This window comes from Streptomyces sp. NPDC003943 (assembly GCF_053605265.1).
In genome coordinates this window covers 1-18,678 of sequence record NZ_JBSGIW010000069.1, presented here as the reverse complement: position 1 = coordinate 18,678, position 18,678 = coordinate 1, and the positions used below count along the sequence as shown (strand labels likewise).

The window sequence follows — 18,678 nt, the reverse complement described above, 5'->3', positions numbered from 1 at the left end:
TTGCCGCCGGTGGCTCAGCGCGCCAGCCACTGCTCCGTGTACGTGTCGATCTCCTCGGTCAGGCGGGCCTTGCCGGCCTCGTCCAGGAACGACGCCTCCACCGCGTTCTTCGCGAGCGCGGCCAGACCGCGCTCGTCCAGGCCGAGGAGCCGGGCCGCGACCGCGTACTCGTTGTTCAGGTCGGTGCCGAACATCGGCGGGTCGTCGCTGTTGATCGTCACGAGCACGCCCGCGTCCACCATCTGCCTGATCGGGTGGTCCTCAAGACGCTCCACCGCGCGCGTGGCGATGTTCGACGTCGGGCACACCTCCAGGGCGATCCGGTGCTCGGCGAGGTACTTCAGCAGCTCCGGGTCCTGGACCGAGCTGGTGCCGTGACCGATGCGCTCCGCGCCCAGCTCGTGGATCGAGTCCCAGACCGTCTGCGGGCCCGTCGTCTCGCCCGCGTGCGGCACCGAGCGCAGACCGGCGGCGCGGGCCTTGTCGAAGTAGGGCTTGAACTGCGGGCGCGGCACGCCGATCTCCGGGCCGCCGAGGCCGAACGACACCAGGCCCTCCGGACGCAGGTCGACCGCCAGCCGCGCGGTCTCCTCCGCCGCCTCCAGGCCCGCCTCGCCGGGGATGTCGAAGCACCAGCGCAGCACGACGCCGAGCTCGGCCTCCGCCGCCTTGCGGGCGTCCTCGATCGCCGCCATGAACGCGCGCTCGTCGATGCCGCGGCGGGTGGAGCTGTACGGGGTGATGGTCAGCTCCGCGTAGCGGATGTTCTGCCGGGCCATGTCGCGGGCCACCTCGAAGGTGAGCAGCCGGACGTCCTCGGGGGTGCGGACCAGGTCCACGACGGAGAGGTAGACCTCGATGAAGTGGGCGAAGTCCGTGAACGTGAAGTAGTCGGCGAGGGCGTCCGGGTCCGTCGGAACCTTGGAGTCCGGGTGGCGCGCGGCCAGCTCGGAGACGATCCGGGGCGACGCGGAGCCCACGTGGTGCACGTGCAGTTCGGCCTTGGGAAGCCCGGCGATGAAGGAATGCAGGTCGGTCATCGGGTCATGGTAGGCCGGGCCGCCCCGGCAGGGTCCGCGAAAAGAGGGAGGCCGTAGCATGGCGTGACCACGATGGGGGAGGCCCATGTCCGAGAACCATGACCAGCCGGTGGACCCGTGGGCTCCGCCGAACCAGGACGGCGTCGAACTGAGCAAGCCCGCGACTCCGCAGGACCGCACGCCCGGTACGCCGTCGGTGCACGACCAGCACACCGTCGTCTCGATGCCCGGCGCCGAGCTCCCGCCGCCGCCGGTCGCGCCCGGCGGTGCCTTCGGCTACCCGACCCCGCCGGCCGCGGCGACTCCACCGCAGCAGACCGGATACGGCTACCCGGCGCCGGCGTCCGCCTACCCGAGCTACGGGGCGGGGGCCTACGGGCAGCCGGGCTACGGGCAGCCGGGCTGGGGCCAGCCGGCCCCGTCCAACGGCATGGGCACGGCCGCGATGGTGCTGGGCATCATCGCCGTCGCCGGCTTCTGTCTGTGGGGCTTCGGCGCGCTGCTCGGCATCCTGGCGCTGATCTTCGGCATCATCGGCCTGAAGAAGGCCGGGCGCGGCGAGGCGACGAACCGGGGCATGGCGATCGCGGGGGTCGTCCTGGGCGCCGTCGGCATCCTGATCGGCGCCGCGTTCCTGGCGCTGATGATCTGGTCCATCAACCACGCGGACACCTCGGACTCGTCCTACGACGACGACCCGTTCAACACGAGCCTGGTGGTCGACGCACGGTAGTGCGCCGCGCGGGGGCGGGGACTCACCGCAGCCGCTCCCGCGCCTCCATCAGCGCGAAGCCCAGCAGGTTCAGGCCGCGCCAGCGCTCCGGGTCGGTCGCGCGCGGGTCGTCCGCCGCCAGGCCGATGCCCCATATGCGGTCCAGCGGGCTGGCCTCGACCAGGACCCGGGTCCCCGTGCCGACGAGGAAGGCCCGGAGCGACTCGTCGGACGCGAACTTGTGCACGCTGCCCTCGACCACGATCCCGTAGCGCCGCTGCTGCCAGACCGTCTCGTCGAAGCCGCGCACCAGGCGGCCGGCCTTCTTGGCCTCCGCCGGGCTGCGGGCGGCGAGTGCCGCCCCGGCCGCTTCGGCGTCGCCGAAGAGCCTCGCCTTCTCGGCCATCATCCAGTGCTCGGCCGTCGCGTACCGCACGCCGTCGACCACGAACGGTGACGGCCACCACTGGCTGAGACAGCTCGCCGACAGCTGCCCGTCAGGGCGCGGGCGGTGGCCCCAGAAGTGCAGCCACTTCACCCTCTCCCCCCTCTTGACCTGCTTCTTCAGCTCCTCCAGATCGCTCATGCACGCCACCTTTTCACCCACCACTGACACTCCGTACGGCAATTTCCCGCCGCTCTCGACACATGGTCGACCGAATCCGTCGCGTAACCAAAAGGCAACAACGGAATCCCTTGTTGCACCCGAGGTGCTCTGTCAGGATCGGCACTCAACTCGAGCTGGAACAACGGAGAGCGTCATGGGCAACCGCTTCCAGGTGTCGGATCGCTTCGCGGACGGCGCGCAGTACATCGGGGGGCGGCTCCGCCCCGGAACCTCGGAGCAGGACCACACCGTCATCGACCCGGCGACCGGGGACGCCGTCCACACCTACCGGCTCGCGTCCACGCACGACGTCGACGAGGCCGTCGCGGCCGCCAGGGACGCCTTCCCGGAGTGGGCGGGCGCCACGCCCGGAGAGCGCTCCGAGGCGCTGCACCGCTTCGCCGGTGTGCTCGCCGAACGGGCGGAGGACTTCGCCCGGGTCGAGTCGCTGCAGTGCGGCAAGCCCATCAAGCTGACGACCGAGTTCGACGTGCCGGGGACCGTGGACAACACGGCCTTCTTCGCGGGCGCCGCCCGGCACCTCCAGGGACAGTCGGCGGGCGAGTACAGCGGGGACCACACCTCGTACGTCAGGCGTGAGGCGATCGGCGTGGTCGGGTCGATCGCGCCCTGGAACTATCCGCTCCAGATGGCGGCCTGGAAGATCCTCCCGGCGATCGCGGCCGGCAACACGATCGTCCTGAAGCCGGCCGAGCTCACGCCGCTCACGTCCCTGATGTTCGCCCAGGCGGCGAGCGACGCCGGGATTCCGGACGGTGTCGTCAACATCGTCAACGGCGCCGGCCGGGTCGCCGGCGAGCACCTGGTCGGGCACCCGGACGTGGCCATGACCTCGTTCACCGGCTCCACGGGCGTCGGCAAGCGCGTCGCCGAGGTCGCCACCGCCACCGTCAAGCGGCTGCACCTGGAGCTCGGCGGCAAGGCTCCGTTCGTCGTCTTCGACGACGCCGACCTGGAGGCCGCCGCGCAGGGCGCCGTCGCCGCCTCCCTCATCAACAGCGGACAGGACTGCACGGCCGCCACCCGGGCCTATGTGCAGCGGCCGCTGTTCGACGCCTTCGTGGCGCGGGTCGCGGAACTCATGGAGACCGTGCGCCTCGGCGACCCGTTCGATCCCTCCACCGACCTCGGTCCGCTCGTCAGCCACGCCCAGCGCGACCGCGTCGCCGGCTTCGTGGAGCGGGCGCGGGGCTACGCGACCGTCGTCACCGGCGGCGAAGCCCCTGGTGGCGAGCTCAAGAACGGCGCATACTACCGACCCACCCTGATCACCGGCGCCGCACAGGACAGCGAGGTCGTGCAGTCGGAGATCTTCGGACCGGTCCTGGTGGCCCTGCCCTTCGACGGCGACGACGAGGGCATCCGGCTGGCCAACGACACCCCGTACGGCCTCGCCGCCTCCGCCTGGAGCCGTGACGTGTACCGGGCGAACCGGGCCACCCGGGAGATCAAGGCCGGCTGCGTCTGGGTCAACGACCACATCCCGATCATCAGCGAGATGCCCCACGGCGGCTACAAGGCGTCGGGCTTCGGAAAGGACATGTCCGTGTACTCCTTCGAGGAGTACACACAGGTCAAGCATGTGATGTACGACAACACGGCGGTGGCGGCCAAGGACTGGCACCGCACGATCTTCGGGGACCGATAGCACTCCGCCGCCCCGACCAGCGGCGACCGAACCCATCCCGAAAGGGCACAGCGCATGGAGCAGTACGAGTCCGACAGCTTGTCGGCCCCCCAGCTGGCGGCGATACGGCGCAGCCTGACGAGCGGCCGGGGCGCCCTCACCCGCCGTTCGATGCTGCGCGCCGGAGGCGTCGGCGCGCTCACCGTCGGTGGCTTCGCCTCCCTGAGCGCCTGCGGCATCCCGCCCGCCAAGCGGGAGGGCCAGGGGCCGGCGTCGACGGACTTCTCGGCCAAGGAGAAGACGGTGAACTTCTCCAACTGGACCGAGTACATGGACGTGAGCGACGACGAGAAGCACCGTCCGACGCTGGAGGCGTTCGCCAAACGTACGGGCATCAACGTCAAGTACACCGAGGACATCAACGACAACGTCGAGTTCTTCGGGAAGATCAAGCCGCAGCTCGCGGCCGGCCAGGACACCGGCCGCGACCTGATCGTCGTCACCGACTGGCTGGCCGCCCGCATCATCCGCCTCGGCTGGGCGCAGAAGCTCGACGCCGCCAACCTGCCGAACGCGTACGCCAACCTGGCGCAGCAGTTCCGCCGGCCCGACTGGGACCCGGGCCGCGCCTACACGTACCCCTGGACCGGCATCTCCACCGTCATCGCGTACAACCAGAAGGCGACCGGCGGGAAGAAGGTCGACTCCGTCACCCAGCTGCTCGACGACCCCGCGCTCAAGGGCCGGGTCGGCTTCCTGACGGAGATGCGCGACTCGGTCGGCATGACCCTGCTCGACATGGGCAAGGACCCCGGCACGTTCACCGACGCCGACTACGACGCCGCCATCGGCCGGCTCCAGAAGGGCGTCGACAAGAAGCAGATCCGCCGCTTCACCGGCAACGACTACACGTCGGACCTGGACAAGGGCGACATCGCCGCCTGCCTCGCGTGGGCCGGTGACGTCATCCAGCTCCAGGCGGACAACCCGGACATCAAGTTCGCGATCCCGGCGGCCGGCTACCTCACCTCCAGCGACAACCTGCTGATCCCGGCCCAGGCCCGGCACAAGAGCAACGCCGAGAAGCTCATGGACTACTACTACGAGCTCCCGGTGGCCGCGCAGCTCGCCGCGTACATCAACTACGTGTGCCCCGTCGACGGCGTGAAGGACGAGCTCGCCAAGATCGACCCGGAGCTCGCGAACAACACGCTGATCGTCCCGGACAAGGCGATGGCGAGGAAGTCGCACGCCTTCCGCTCGCTCAGCAGCGCCGAGGAGACGGCGTACGAGGAGAAGTTCGCCAAGCTCATCGGTGCCTGACCGGCCGCACGCCCTCCGCCTTCCCTCCACGAACCCCGGGATCTCACCCCATGACTGACAAGACTGCTCACACCGAAAAGAACACCGGCGGCGGCGACGTCCGTCTCTCCGGCATCAGCAAGTCCTACGGCTCCTTCCACGCCGTGCGCCCGCTCGACCTGACGGTCCCGCAGGGCTCCTTCTTCGCCCTCCTAGGCGCCTCCGGCTGCGGCAAGACGACCACGCTGCGCATGATCGCCGGCCTGGAGGAGCCGACCACGGGCACCGTCTTCCTCGGCGACCGCGACGTCACCGACCTCCCGCCGTACAAGCGGCCGGTGAACACGGTCTTCCAGTCCTACGCGCTCTTCCCGCACATGAACATCTTCGAGAACATCGCCTTCGGTCTGCGCCGGCGCGGCATCAAGTCGGTGAAGTCGCAGGTGGACGAGATGATCGAGCTCGTGCAGCTCGGCGAGCACGCCCACAAGAAGCCGCACCAGCTCTCCGGCGGCCAGCAGCAGCGCGTCGCCGTCGCCCGCGCCCTCATCAACCACCCGCAGGTGCTGCTCCTCGACGAGCCGCTCGGCGCCCTCGACCTCAAGCTGCGCCGCCAGATGCAGCTGGAGCTCAAGCGCATCCAGACCGAGGTCGGCATCACCTTCGTGCACGTCACCCACGACCAGGAGGAGGCCATGACCATGGCCGACCAGGTCGCGGTGATGAACGGCGGCCGGGTCGAGCAGCTGGGCGCGCCCGAGGACCTGTACGAGAACCCGCAGACCACCTTCGTCGCCAACTTCCTCGGCACCTCGAACCTGATCGAGGCCGAGGTCGTCCAGACCGGCTCCGAGGTGATCGTCACGGCCGGCGGCGGCAAGCTCCGGGTGCCCGGCGACCGCTGTACGTCCGCCGTGCGCCAGGGCGGCAAGGTGCTCGTCGGCGTACGGCCCGAGAAGATCTCGCTGACGCACGCCGACGACGCCGGCCGGATCGCCGACGGCCGCAACCGGGTCACCGGGCGCATCGCCGACTCGTCCTTCATCGGTGTCTCCACCCAGTACGTGGTGAACTCGCCGGCCGGCGCGGAGCTCCAGGTGTACGAGCAGAACATCGAGAGGGACCACCGTCTCGTCCCCGGCGCCGAGGTCGTCCTGCACTGGAACCCGGCCCACACCTTCGGTCTCGACGCCGCCCAGGACATCGACGCGGGCGTCGAGACGGTGGAGGACGCCGCATGACCGCCACCCTCGTGAAGGACGAGGCGGCGGCGCCGGCCGAGGAGCCGGTCGTCCGCAAGTCCTCCACCCGCAAGCGGCTCGTCCCGTACTGGCTGCTGCTGCCCGGCATCATCTGGCTGCTCGTCTTCTTCGCGCTGCCGATGGTCTACCAGGCGTCGACGTCGATCCAGACCGGCTCCCTGGAGAAGGGCTTCCAGGTCACCTGGCACTTCCAGACCTACTGGGACGCCTTCCAGGAGTACTGGCCGCAGTTCGTCCGCTCGCTGCTCTACGCCGGCACGGCCACGCTCCTCTGCCTGCTGCTCGGCTACCCGCTGGCGTACCTGATCGCCTTCAAGGCCGGGCGCTGGCGCAACGTCGTCCTCGTCCTCGTCATCGCGCCGTTCTTCACCAGCTTCCTGATCCGCACGCTGGCCTGGAAGACGATCCTCGCCGACGACAGCGTGGTCGTCAGCGCGCTGAACGCGCTGCACGTCCTCGACGTCACCAGCTGGCTCGGCTGGACCGAGGGCAGCCGGGTGCTCGCCACGCCGATGGCGGTGGTCTGCGGTCTCACGTACAACTTCCTGCCCTTCATGATCCTGCCGCTCTACACCTCCCTGGAGCGGATCGACGGCCGGCTCCACGAGGCCGCGCAGGACCTGTACGCCTCCCCGGCGACCACCTTCCGCAAGGTGACCTTCCCGCTGTCCATGCCGGGCGTCGTCTCCGGCACGCTGCTCACCTTCATCCCGGCGAGCGGTGACTACGTCAACGCCGAACTGCTCGGCTCCACCGACACCAAGATGGTCGGCAACGTCATCCAGTCGCAGTTCCTGCGGGTCCTCGACTACCCGACGGCCGCCGCCCTCTCGTTCATCCTCATGGCGATCGTGCTGCTCATGGTCACCGTCTACATCCGCCGAGCGGGCACGGAGGACCTGGTCTGATGCGTTGGATCCGACAGAACCTCGTCGTCATCGCGGGCCTGCTGACGCTCGCGTACATGATCCTGCCGAACGCCGTCGTGATGGTGTTCTCGTTCAACAAGCCGAACGGGCGCTTCAACTACGCGTGGCAGCAGTTCTCCCTGGACGCCTGGAAGGACCCCTGCGGCGTCGCGGACATGTGCGGCTCGCTGTCGCTCTCGCTGCAGATCGCCGCCTGGGCCACGCTCGGCGCCACGATCCTCGGCACGATGATCTCGTTCGCGCTGGTCCGCTACCGCTTCCGGGCGCGCGGCGCGATCAACTCGCTGATCTTCCTGCCGATGGCCATGCCCGAGGTCGTCATGGCCGCCTCGCTGCTCACCCTGTTCCTCAACATGGGCGCGGAGCTGGGCTTCTGGACGATCCTCATCGCCCACATCATGTTCTGTCTGTCGTTCGTCGTGACGGCGGTCAAGGCGCGCGTGATGTCCATGGACCCGCGCCTGGAGGAGGCCGCGCGCGACCTCTACGCGGGACCGGTGCAGACCTTCCTGCGGGTCACGCTGCCGATCGCGGCGCCCGGCATCGCGGCCGGCGCGCTGCTCGCCTTCGCGCTCTCGTTCGACGACTTCATCATCACCAACTTCAACGCGGGCTCCACCGTGACCTTCCCCATGTTCGTCTGGGGCTCGGCACAGCGAGGAACCCCCGTTCAGATCAACGTCATCGGCACGGCGATGTTCGTCATCGCGGTACTGATGGTCGCGGCCGGACAGGTCATCAGCAACCGGCGCAAGAAAACAGCAACAGCCTGAACGAGCGCCCGGCCGGCAGCCGGCCGGGCACCGAAGGAGTTGGAAACCATGGCCCCAGTCGCCATGCGTCTCGCTGCACAATCTCTCTCCGACGCCCAGCCCGTCCCCTTCTGGCTGGAAGACCCCGGCAAGCCCGCGGCCCTGCCCGCCCTCACCGGTACCGAGCGGTGCGACCTGCTCGTGATCGGCGGCGGCTACAGCGGCCTGTGGACCGCGCTCCGCGCCAAGGAGCGCGACCCCTCCCGGGACGTCATGCTGATCGAAGGCCGCGAGGTGGGCTGGGCCGCCTCGGGCCGCAACGGCGGCTTCTGCGCCGCCTCGCTCACCCACGGCTTCGGCAACGGCCTGGCCCGCTGGCCCGGTGAGCTGCCGAAGCTGGAGCGCATGGGCGCCGAGAACCTCGACGCCATCGAGGCCACCGTCGCCCGCTACGGCCTGGACTGCGACTTCGAGCGCACCGGCGAGATCGACGTGGCCACCGAGGACTACCAGGTCGACGAGCTGCACGAGTGGTACGAGGAGGCCGACCGGCTCGGTCTCGCGGACGGTCTGGAGTTCCTGGACCGGGACGCGGTCCGGGCCGAGGTCGCCTCGCCGACCTTCCAGGGCGGCCTGTGGGACCGGCGCGGCGTCGCCATGCTGCACCCGGCGAAGCTGGCCTGGGGCCTCAAGCGGGCCTGCGCCGAGCTCGGCGTGCGGATCTTCGAGAACACCCCGGCGCTCGACCTGGTGTCGGCGGGCGGCGCCGGCGGCGGCATGGCCGTGCGCACCCCGTACGGCCGGGTCGCGGCCCGCACGGTCGCCCTCGGCACCAACGTCTTCCCGTCGCTGGTCAAGCGGCTGCGGCACTACACCGTCCCGGTCTACGACTACGCGCTGATGACCGAGCCGCTCAGCCCCGAGCAGCTGGCCTCGGTCGGCTGGAAGAACCGGCAGGGCCTCGGCGACAGCGCCAACCAGTTCCACTACTTCCGCATCACCGCGGACCACCGCATCCTGTGGGGCGGTTACGACGCGGTCTACCGCTTCGGCGGCAAGGTCGCGGCCGAGCTGGACCACCGCCCCGAGACGTATCTGAAGCTGGCCCAGCACTTCTTCACCTGCTTCCCGCAGCTGGAGGGGCTGCGCTTCAGCCACGCCTGGGGCGGCGCGATCGACACCTGCTCGCGCTTCTCCGCCTTCTTCGGCACCACGCACCAGGGCAAGGTGGCGTACGCGGCGGGCTACACGGGCCTCGGCGTGGGCGCGACCCGCTTCGGCGCGGACGTGATGCTGGACCTGCTGGGCGGGGAGCGCACCGAGCGCACCGAGCTCGAAATGGTCCGCTCGAAGCCGCTGCCGTTCCCGCCGGAGCCGATCGCGTGGGCGGGCATCGGGCTGACCAAGTGGTCGCTCGCGCGGGCCGACGAGAACGGCGGCCGGCGGAACCTGTGGCTGAAGACGATGGACAAGCTGGGCCTCGGCTTCGACAGCTGAACCATCGTGATGTGACGCAGGTCACAGTCCATGGAGGGTAAACCCGCGTCATAGCCGCGGGGCCGCCTCCTCTCTCCGTGTGGACACCGCACCGGGCGGGTCCGCACGGAGAGGGGACTGTGACGATGAACGCTTCGGGGAGCTCGGGTACGCCGGGAACGCCGGACGTCAGGGCCGTGGTGGAGTGGCTGGCGTCGGCGGCGCCGGATCCCGACGCCTGCCGCTTCGAGTGGGAGCGCAACCCGCACGGCGTCGCGCTGCTGCCCGCCGGGCGCCGCTGGGACGTGCTGATCCTGCCGGCCGGGCTCGGCCATGCCACCCTCGACGTCCTGACCCGCCTCGTCGACCGCCCCGGCCCCGTCCTCGCCGACTTCGGCGCCGCCCGGACGGGCTTCTTCGTGCCCCCGGGCACCGCCGCCCGCTGGCTCGGCACCGGCGTGCGCGGCGCCGGCCGCGGCACCTGGATCGTCGTCCCGTACCCGGGCCGCGCGACCGGCGGAGTGCGCTGGCTGGTGAGCCCGGACGCGGCGGGCACGCTGACGGACGCCGCACTCCTCGAACTGGCGATGCACGAGGCGGCGGGCCGACTGGCGCGTGGGTAGGAGCGGGAGTGTCAGCCGGAGCTTCGACGCGTGCGCGTGGAACTGACGAAGAGGATCAGCAGCGCGAGGCAGAGGCTCGCGAGCACGTCCAGCGGCCAGTGGTAGCCCCGCAGGACCAGTCCGGCGCCGGTCACCGCCGTGAGCACGGCCGCGACCGGCACCAGGCGCCTGGACACCAGGAAGGCCGCGCCGAAGTACGCCACCATCGCCGTCGCCGTGTGGCCGGACGGGAAGTAGCCGTGCGCCCAGGGTTCCAGCGGGCCCGGGCGGGCCGTCCAGGTCTTCAGGGGGACGACCAGGAGCGGGACGGCGGCCATGGCGAGGGCGGCCCAGAGGGCTTGGGCGCGGCGGCCGCGCCGGACCGCGTACGCCAGCGCGCAGGCCAGGACGGGAAGGGCGACCGTCATGTTGCCGAGGTCGGACGCGGTTTCGCTCAGGCCGCGCGGCACGGTGTCCACCAGGGCGCGGGAGGCGCGCTCGTCGAGGCGGGTGAGGGGGCCGTGCACCAGGACCTGCCAGGTGGTGACGGCGAGGACGACGAGCGCCCAGAAGGCAGCCGACCGCCCCGGAACAGGGGGGGTGGTTCCGGGGCGGTCGGCTTGACCGGGCTGCCGCGCGCCCCGGGGGGTGTGGGGCGGGCGGCCATCCGATCGGTGAGGAGTTCCGGAGCCCAGGGCTCCAGCGGTGTGCGCTGCGGCACGGCTCGGACGGGGCTGGGGAGGCTCCGCCCGGGGTGTTTCTCTCATCTGTCCAAACCGTACGGCACGGAACGGGGGGCCGACAGCGGGAACTCCATCCCGCCATCGGCCCCCCACAGCTTCTTCACACGGAGTGTCAGAAGGTGCTGTCCGATCGTCAGATCGTGGCGAGCGCGGCCTCGATGACGTCCAGGCCCTCGTTGAGCAGGTCCTCGCCGATGACCAGCGGCGGCAGGAAGCGCAGCACGTTGCCGTAGGTGCCACAGGTCAGGACGAGCACGCCCTCGTTGTGGCAGTACTTGGCGAGCGCGGCGGCGGCCTCCGGGGCCGGCACCTTCGTCGCCGGGTCCTTCACCAGCTCGATGGCGATCATGGCGCCACGGCCACGGATGTCACCGATGACCGGGAACTTCTCCTGCATCGCGGTGAGGCGGCCCTTCATGACCTCCTCGATGCGCTTGGCCTTGCCGTTGAGGTCGAGCTCCTTCATGGTCTCGATGGCGCCCAGCGCACCGGCGCACGCGACCGGGTTGCCGCCGTAGGTGCCGCCGAGGCCGCCACCGTGCACGGAGTCCATGATCTCGGCGCGGCCGGTCACGGCGGCGAGCGGCAGACCGCCCGCGATGCCCTTGGCGGTGGTGATGAGGTCCGGGACGATGCCCTCGTCCTCGCAGGCGAACCACTGGCCGGTCCGGCAGAAGCCGGCCTGGATCTCGTCCGCGACGAAGACGATGCCGTTGTCGTTGGCGAACTTCACGATCGCCGGCAGGAAGCCCTTGGCCGGCTCGATGAAGCCGCCCTCGCCGAGGACCGGCTCGATGACGATCGCGGCGACGTTCTCGGCGCCGATCTGCTTGGTGATGTTGTCGATCGCCTGGGCGGCGGCCTCGGGGCCGCAGTTCTCGGCCCCGGTGGGCCAGCGGTAGCCGTAGGCGACCGGCACGCGGTAGACCTCGGGCGCGAACGGGCCGAAGCCCTGCTTGTACGGCATGTTCTTCGCCGTCATGCCCATGGTGAGGTTGGTGCGGCCGTGGTAGCCGTGGTCGAAGACGACGACGGCCTGGCGCTTGGTGTACGAGCGGGCGATCTTGACCGCGTTCTCGACGGCCTCGGCGCCCGAGTTGAACAGCGCGGACTTCTTGGCGTGGTCGCCCGGGGTCAGCTCGGCGAGGGCCTCGCAGACCTCCACGTAACCCTCGTACGGGGTCACCATGAAACAGGTGTGGGTGAAGTCCTGCAGCTGCGCGGAGGCGCGGCGCACGACGGCCTCGGCGGAGGCGCCGACGGAGGTCACGGCGATGCCGGAACCGAAGTCGATCAGCAGGTTGCCGTCGACGTCCTCGATGATGCCGCCGCCGGCCCGCTTGGTGAACACCGGCAGCGTGGAGCCCACGCCACCGGCGACCGTGTCGAGGCGGCGGGCCTGAAGCTCCTGCGACTTCGGGCCGGGGATGGCGGTGACGACGCGCCGCTCCTGCGGGACAGCGTTCATGCGGGGCTCCTGGGATGTTCTGGACGCTCTTGCGGGTTTCCTCCGCAGGCTAGGCGCGGGGGAGGGGGTCGGGCATGCGCCGATCGGGAGTGGTGGCGGGTGGCTCGTTGTCCGAGATGGACATGGTGGCTGCCTTCGCGGGGCTCGACGGCGCGCGGCGGTGCGGCGGGCGGCGGTCGGCCGGTGATCGGCCGAACGGGTGGGCGAAACCCCTCCGGGCGGGCCCGCGCCCACTAGATTGACGGTGGCACAGTTGCGGCGACCTGGCTGGTCAGGGGGCAGGGGTTCATGGAGACCGACGGCACGTACGAGTCGAGCGACACCCGGGGGACCGGGCCCGCGGTCCCCCACCCGGCCCCGCCGCCGCCCGACGACCTGCCGCCGGCCGCGCCGCCGGCCCCCTCGGTCCCGGCGCGTCCGGCGGCGCAGCCGGTCGTGCCGCCGCCGCCCGCGCACGCGCCGGGGGCGTACGCGAGTGCGCCCGGTGCTCCCGCGGGGGCGGCCGCGCCGCTCGTCGCGTCGCCGGGCCTTCCGCCGTCCGTGCCCGCGCACGCGCCCGGCGCTCCGCCGTCCGTGCCGCCGCGCGCGCCCGTCGCCGAGTGGCTGGACGCGCCGCGGCCGGAGGCCGGGCTCGGGGTGTGGCGGTTCCGGCACCTGCCCGCGCGGGCCGCGGAAGACAGGCGCATGGCGCCCGTCACGCTCGTCGGGATGCTGATCCCGCTGGTCGTCGGGCTGCTCGTCTGGGCCGCGTGGCGCCGTGACGTCTTCCCGTACAAGGTCGAGATCCTGCTGCTCCTCACCCCGAAGGAGTGGTGGTACCCGCTCACCACCTCGCCCGTGGACTGGCACGGCCAGGCCGCCCGCGCGCTCTACGACAGCGCGTTCCTCGTGCTGCTCGTGTGCGCCGTCGCCTTCCTCGGCTCCTGGGGGAAGATCACCCGCCACTACCTCGACCGGTTCCGGCCGCCCGCCCGAGCCGCCCTCGCCGGGGTGATGGGGCTCGCCGCCCTCACCTTCGTCTGGCCCGAGGCGTTCGGCCTGGGCTGGGACCCGCTGCCCGTCGTCTCCGCCGTGCTCTCCCTGGTCGCGCTGGTCACCGGCGGGTTCGAGGTGTTCGCCTCGCCCGTCCTCGTCTACACCCTGTACGCGCTGATCACGGGCCTCGTCCTGTGGCCGTTCGCCCGCGTCGGCGACTGGGCCGGCCTGCTCCGTACCTACCGCGCCCACAAGGCCCCCCAGCCGCAGGCCGCCGTCACCGGGCCCGTCGTCCCGCCCTCCCAGTGGCCCGAGCTCCGCGCCGCCGGCGAGCAGCGCGCCGCCGACGTGCTCGCCGCCGAGGTGGCCGGCGGACGGATGAACGACGTCGACATCGCGCGCGTCCGGCGCGCCTGGGAGCAGTCCGCCCGGGACGGGATGCGGCGGGCCGCGCTCGTCGAAGCGGTCGTCGAGCAGGGCGCCGCCGCGGCCGGCCACCCGTCCGGCGAGCGCGACCTGCCCGGCCGCCGCACCGCCACCCACGACCTGCTCCTCGGCCAGGTCCGGGTCGGGCGGTACGCGCCCGCCGAGCGCACCCCCGCCGCCTACCACGGCGCCGGCCTGGCCCTCGACCCCGCGCTGCTCGGCACCTCACTGCTCGCCGTCGGCCCGTCCGGCTCCGGCAAGACCCGCGCCCTCGTCGCACCCGTCGTCGAGTCGCTCGGCCTCCAGGCCCTCACCGGCGGCTGCGCCGTCGTCGCCGTCGGCGCGGCCGGAGCGCCGCTCGGCCCGGACGAGGCGTACGACGTGGTGATCCGCCTCGGCGACCCGGCCTCGCGGCACGACCTCGACCTGTACGCCGGGGCCACCGACCCGGACGAGGCCGCCGCGCTGCTCGCGGAAGGACTCGTCGGCGACATGCCGGGCGTCGAGACCCGGCGGGCCGCCACCGTGCTCGCGCAGCTCATCGGCCCCCACCGGGCCGCGCACGGCCGCTTCCCCACCGTCCCGGTGCTGCGCGAGCTCCTCGAAGCCCGCCCCGAGACCCTGCGGGCCCTGCTCGACCGGCTCCCCGAGGACGGCGCCGCCACGGCCATGCGCCGCGAGCTGGAGTCCCGGATCCGGCAGGTCGGCACCGCGACCGACCTCGGCCCCGTGCTCGCCGACCGGCTCGCCGCGCTCGACCGGCCCGTCTTCGCCGACTTCTTCGGCGGCGGCAGCGAGGACAACGCCTTCGCGCTGCGGGCCGTCGTCCGGCATCCGATGCGGGTCCGGATCAGCCTCCCGGAGGGCGCCCACGAGGACGCCGCCCGGCTCCTCAACCGGCTGCTGCTCGCCCAGTTCCAGACCGTCGTACGGGACCGTCCGGGCCGCGCCGACGGCCCCGGGTCCCACTTCGTTTGCCTCGTCCTCGACGACGCGGCCGGCGCGCTCACCCCGGGAACGGTGCGCGGCCTGCAGCGCCTGCGCCCGCAGAACGCCGGCGTCGTGCTCGCCCTCCGTACCTTCGCCGAGGTCCCGGAGCCGCTGCACGGGCCGCTGCTCGCGGTCGTCGGCTGCCGGATGGCGTTCTCCGGCATCCCCACCTGGGACGGCCGGGCGTTCGCCGAGGCCTGGGGCACCGAACGGGTGGAGACCACCGAGGTCGCCCACCACACCGTCTTCGCCGACCAGCCGATGACCCGGGCCTTCCACGCCCTGCGCAAGCTGGTCACCGGCAAGGCCGTCACGACGGAGGCGGTGACCGTCCGGGAGGTGGAGCGCGAGCGCTGGTCGGCCTCCGACCTCGCGCACGCCGTGCCGCCCGGGCACGCGGTCCTCTCGCTCACGGACGTGCGCGGCGAGCACACTCCGCCGCTGCTCGTGGACCTGCGGGAGGCCGGCGCACGCGGCTGAGCGCGGGCTCCCGGCCGGGCTGGCAGAATCGGGGACGCGCCGCTCCGACGGGCGGCGCGCCCTCCCCTCCCCTTAAGGTCCGACGGTCCCCAATGCCGCCCACCCTCGCCTCGCTCGTCCAGCACTCGGCGCTCAAACTCACCGTCCGCGCCGGTGAGGACCGCCTCGACACGCCCGTGCGCTGGGCGCACGTCAGCGAGCTCGCCGACCCCGTCCCCTACATGGAGGGCGGCGAACTGCTCCTCACCACCGCGCTCACGCTCGACGCCGAGGACCCCGAGGCGATGCGGCGCTACGTGCGGCGGCTGCTCGGCGCGGGCGTGGTCGGGCTCGGCTTCGCGGTCGGGGTGAACCACGAGGCCATTCCGGCGGCGCTGCTCGAAGCGGCCCGCGAGGAGCACCTGCCGCTGCTCGAAGTGCCGCGGCGGACGCCGTTCCTCGCCATCAGCAAGGCGGTGTCGGCGGCCATCGCCGCCGACCAGTACCGGGCCGTGACCGCCGGCTTCGAGGCGCAGCGCGAGCTGACGCGGGCCGCGCTCGCCGAGGGGCCGGACGCCGTCGTCGCGCGGCTCGCGGCGCACGTGGACGGCTGGGCCGCGCTGTACGACACCTCCGGCACCGTCCTCGCCGTATCGCCCGAATGGGCGGCGCGCCGGGCCGCCCGGCTCACCCCCGACGTCGAACGCCTCCGGGAACGGCCCGCGCCGGCCAGCGCCGTCGTCGGCGGCACCGACGACCGGGTCGAGCTCCAGTCGCTCGGCACCGGGCGGCGGGTGCGCGGGGCGCTCGCGGTCGGCACCGGCGCGCCGCTCGGCACCGCCGAGCGCTACGCCGTGCACTCCGCGATCGCGCTGCTCACGCTGACGACGGAACGGTCCCGCTCGCTCCAGGCCGCCGAGCAGCGGCTCGGCGCGGCGGTGCTGCGGATGCTGCTGGCCGGGCAGCCCGACCACGCCCGCGCGGTGGCGGGCGATCTGTACGGCGGGCTGCTCGACGCGCCGTTCCGGCTGCTCATCGCCGAGCCCGCCTCCGCGGAGGCGGCGGCCCGGGAGGGCGAGACGCCGCTCGCGGTGTTCGCGGAGTCCCTGGAGGCGGCCGCCGCCCGGGCCGGCGAGTCCGTGCTCACCGTGCCGGAGGGCCCGGAGGGCGGCGAACGGCTCGTCGTCCTGGCGGGCGACGGGGGAGCGGTGGTCACGGCGTGCGAGGCGTACGCCAACCGCGAGGCCGAGGAGACCGAGATCGTCGTCGGCCTCTCCGCCCCGACCGGCCCCATCGCCGCGTCCGCCGCCTACAAGCAGGCCGAACAGTCCCTGTCGGTGGCCCGGCGCCGCGGCCGTTCCCTCGTCGAGCACGAGGAACTCGCCGCCGGCTCCGTGCTCCCCCTCCTCGCCGACGACGCCGTCCGCGCCTTCGCCGACGGCCTCCTGCGCGCCCTCTACGAGCACGACGCCACGGGCCGCGGCGACCTCGTCGCCTCGCTGCGCGCCTGGCTCTCCCGCCACGGCCAGTGGGACGCGGCCGCCGCCGACCTGGGCGTGCACCGCCACACGCTGCGCTACCGGATGCGGCGCGTGGAGGAGATCCTGGGCCGCTCGCTGGACGATCCGGACGTGCGGATGGAGCTGTGGCTGGCGCTGAAGGCGACGGGGACGGGAGCGGAGTAAGCGCTCGCGAGAGCGCGAATTTCCCTGATCCTGCCCGATCGCGGGCAGATTTCTGGATCAGTGGCCGCCGAAGCGCCTAATCTCCTGGTCATGACAAGCCCCGCCGCCGACGCCCCGGCCTCCAGGACCCAGCACTCCGCCCCCCTCCCCACGGCCCCCGCCCCCCGCCGCATCCCCACCACCGTCTGGGCCGCGCTCGCCATCGTGTACGTCGTGTGGGGCTCCACGTACCTCGCGATCCGGGTCGTGGTCGAGACGCTGCCGCCGTTCCTGTCGGCCGGAGCGCGGTTCGTGGTCGCCGGGCTCGTGCTGGCCGGGATCATCGCGTGGCGGCAGGGGATCGGGGCGCTCAAGGTGAGCGCACGGCAGCTGGCATCCGCCGCGGTGGTCGGCCTGATGCTGCTCCTCGGCGGCAACATGTTCGTCGTGCTCGCCGAGATGTCCGTGCCGTCCGGGCTCGCGGCGCTGCTCATCGCCGTCGTGCCCGTGTTCGTGGTGATGCTGAAGGCGCTGGCCGGGGAGCGGCCCACCGCGGGCGGGATCGCGGGCGTGCTCGTCGGGCTCGGCGGGCTCGCCGTGCTGACGCTGCCGGGGCTCAGCGGCGAGGTGAAGGTGAGCGGCGTGATCCTGGTGATCGTCGGGGCCCTCAGCTGGTCCATCGGCTCCTTCTCCTCGTCCCGGCTGCCGATGCCCGCGAACCCCTTCACCGCCAGCGTGTACGAGATGCTGGCCGGCGGCCTCGCGGGCGTCGGAGTCGGTCTGCTGCGCGGCGAGCAGCACGGGCTCGACCTGGCGGCCGTGTCCACCCGGTCCTGGGCGGGCCTGGCGTACCTGGTCGTGTTCGGCTCGCTGATCGCCTTCACCGCGTACGCCTGGCTCCTGCAGACCGCGCCGCTCTCGCTCGTCGCCACCTACGCGTACGTGAACCCGGTCGTCGCCGTCGCCCTCGGCGCGCTGATCCTGAACGAGGCGCTGAGCTGGCCGATCGTCCTCGGCGGCGCGATCGTCGTGGTCGGGGTGGGCCTGATCGTCTCGACGGAGCGGCGCGGATGATCAACGGTCCTCTACGCTGAGGGCCGTTCGAACGGTCGACCAGGGGTGGGGATCCGGATGGGTGAGCGCACAAGGGAACCGCTGGGGTGGCGGGGGTGGCTCGGCTGTCTGACCGCCCTCGGAGTGGTGCTCGGACTCCTCTACGGCGCCGCCTGGGTGTTCCTAAACGACTCCGGCTACTGGCCGGGCTCGTCGATGACGACCGCCTGGGAGGCCCCGTACGACCGCAACGCCACCGACCAGGGCAACCGCGCCTGGCTCGTCGACGACACCGTCGTCCGCAGCCGCGTCGACGCGGTGACCGGATTCGACGTCCGGTCCGGCAGGCAGCGCTGGGAGTACGTGCCCGGGCGGGCCGACATCTGCTCCACCAGCCCGACCGCCGACGACGGGGTGGCCCTGATCTTCTACGGCGAGCCCCGCAAGGGATGCCACACCCTCGCCGGGCTCGACCTCCGCACCGGCCGCGAGCTGTGGCACACCACCGCCACCGGCGCCACCTCCCTCCAGACGGGCGCGAAGCTGGGCGTGTGGCTCGACGGCGGCGCC

General features: G+C 72.3%; 15 protein-coding genes and 1 pseudogene. 12 read left to right on the top strand and 4 right to left on the bottom strand.

From position 1 onward, the window contains the following. Positions 1–14 precede the first annotated feature (14 nt). A complete protein-coding gene (locus ACWEV0_RS25435; protein ID WP_453151767.1) occupies positions 15–1,040 on the bottom strand; it encodes an adenosine deaminase in 1,026 nt (341 codons plus the stop codon). A gap of 85 nt (positions 1,041–1,125) precedes the next feature. Here ACWEV0_RS25435 and ACWEV0_RS25430 point away from each other — a divergent pair, with 85 nt between their 5' ends. Further along, positions 1,126–1,773, top strand: coding sequence for a DUF4190 domain-containing protein (locus ACWEV0_RS25430; RefSeq protein WP_453151766.1), 648 nt, complete (start codon positions 1,126–1,128; stop codon positions 1,771–1,773). Between the two features lie 22 nt (positions 1,774–1,795). Here the strand turns inward: ACWEV0_RS25430 and ACWEV0_RS25425 are convergent, their stop codons facing one another. Further along, positions 1,796–2,338 (bottom strand): NADAR family protein, encoded by a 543-nt coding sequence (locus ACWEV0_RS25425; protein ID WP_453151765.1) that lies wholly within the window; start codon positions 2,336–2,338, stop codon positions 1,796–1,798. Between the two features lie 175 nt (positions 2,339–2,513). On the opposite strand from ACWEV0_RS25425, the gene ACWEV0_RS25420 reads away from it, so the two are divergent. The 7 genes from ACWEV0_RS25420 to ACWEV0_RS25390 all read left to right on the top strand — a co-directional run bounded on the left by ACWEV0_RS25420 (position 2,514) and on the right by ACWEV0_RS25390 (position 10,351). Beyond that, positions 2,514–4,028 (top strand): gamma-aminobutyraldehyde dehydrogenase, encoded by a 1,515-nt coding sequence (locus tag ACWEV0_RS25420; protein ID WP_453151763.1) that lies wholly within the window; start codon positions 2,514–2,516, stop codon positions 4,026–4,028. Between the two features lie 54 nt (positions 4,029–4,082). Beyond that, entirely contained in the window at positions 4,083–5,330 is a 1,248-nt protein-coding gene (locus tag ACWEV0_RS25415) for a polyamine ABC transporter substrate-binding protein (protein WP_453151761.1), read from the top strand. A gap of 50 nt (positions 5,331–5,380) precedes the next feature. Continuing rightward, positions 5,381–6,550 (top strand): ABC transporter ATP-binding protein, encoded by a 1,170-nt coding sequence (locus ACWEV0_RS25410; protein ID WP_453151760.1) that lies wholly within the window; start codon positions 5,381–5,383, stop codon positions 6,548–6,550. Further along, positions 6,547–7,479, top strand: coding sequence for an ABC transporter permease (locus tag ACWEV0_RS25405; protein ID WP_453151759.1), 933 nt, complete (start codon positions 6,547–6,549; stop codon positions 7,477–7,479). The genes ACWEV0_RS25410 and ACWEV0_RS25405 overlap by 4 nt, the downstream gene beginning before the upstream one ends. Beyond that, complete coding sequence (locus tag ACWEV0_RS25400; protein ID WP_453151758.1) at positions 7,479–8,273, top strand: ABC transporter permease; 795 nt, start codon at positions 7,479–7,481, stop codon at positions 8,271–8,273. The genes ACWEV0_RS25405 and ACWEV0_RS25400 overlap by 1 nt, the downstream gene beginning before the upstream one ends. 48 nt (positions 8,274–8,321) lie before the next feature. After that, positions 8,322–9,749: an NAD(P)/FAD-dependent oxidoreductase gene (locus tag ACWEV0_RS25395; protein WP_453151756.1), complete on the top strand. Its 1,428-nt coding sequence runs from the start codon at positions 8,322–8,324 to the stop codon at positions 9,747–9,749. Between the two features lie 125 nt (positions 9,750–9,874). Next, positions 9,875–10,351 carry a hypothetical protein gene (locus ACWEV0_RS25390; RefSeq protein WP_453151755.1) on the top strand — a complete coding sequence of 159 codons (477 nt, stop codon included), beginning with the start codon at positions 9,875–9,877 and terminating at the stop codon, positions 10,349–10,351. An 11-nt stretch (positions 10,352–10,362) separates the two neighbouring features. On the opposite strand, the gene ACWEV0_RS25385 is transcribed toward ACWEV0_RS25390, so the two are convergent. Both ACWEV0_RS25385 and gabT read right to left on the bottom strand, forming a co-directional pair. After that, positions 10,363–11,097, bottom strand: a complete 735-nt coding sequence (locus tag ACWEV0_RS25385; RefSeq protein WP_453151754.1) for a phosphatase PAP2 family protein — start codon at positions 11,095–11,097, stop codon at positions 10,363–10,365. Positions 11,098–11,206: 109 nt separating this feature from the next. Next, on the bottom strand, positions 11,207–12,541 hold the full coding sequence (gene gabT / locus ACWEV0_RS25380) for a 4-aminobutyrate--2-oxoglutarate transaminase (RefSeq protein WP_451610461.1): 1,335 nt from the start codon (positions 12,539–12,541) through the stop codon (positions 11,207–11,209). A 288-nt stretch (positions 12,542–12,829) separates the two neighbouring features. Between gabT and ACWEV0_RS25375 the strand changes: the two genes are divergently transcribed. From ACWEV0_RS25375 to ACWEV0_RS25360, 4 genes and pseudogenes are all read left to right on the top strand, one after another. Beyond that, positions 12,830–15,412, top strand: coding sequence for an ATP/GTP-binding protein (locus ACWEV0_RS25375; RefSeq protein ID WP_453151753.1), 2,583 nt, complete (start codon positions 12,830–12,832; stop codon positions 15,410–15,412). Positions 15,413–15,504: 92 nt separating this feature from the next. Further along, on the top strand, positions 15,505–17,076 hold the full coding sequence (locus tag ACWEV0_RS25370) for a PucR family transcriptional regulator (RefSeq protein ID WP_453151752.1): 1,572 nt from the start codon (positions 15,505–15,507) through the stop codon (positions 17,074–17,076). 90 nt (positions 17,077–17,166) lie between these two features. Further along, complete coding sequence (locus ACWEV0_RS25365) at positions 17,167–18,129, top strand: EamA family transporter (RefSeq protein ID WP_453151751.1); 963 nt, start codon at positions 17,167–17,169, stop codon at positions 18,127–18,129. A 57-nt stretch (positions 18,130–18,186) separates the two neighbouring features. Continuing rightward, positions 18,187–18,678: pseudogene (locus ACWEV0_RS25360) on the top strand (hypothetical protein); the annotation flags it as partial.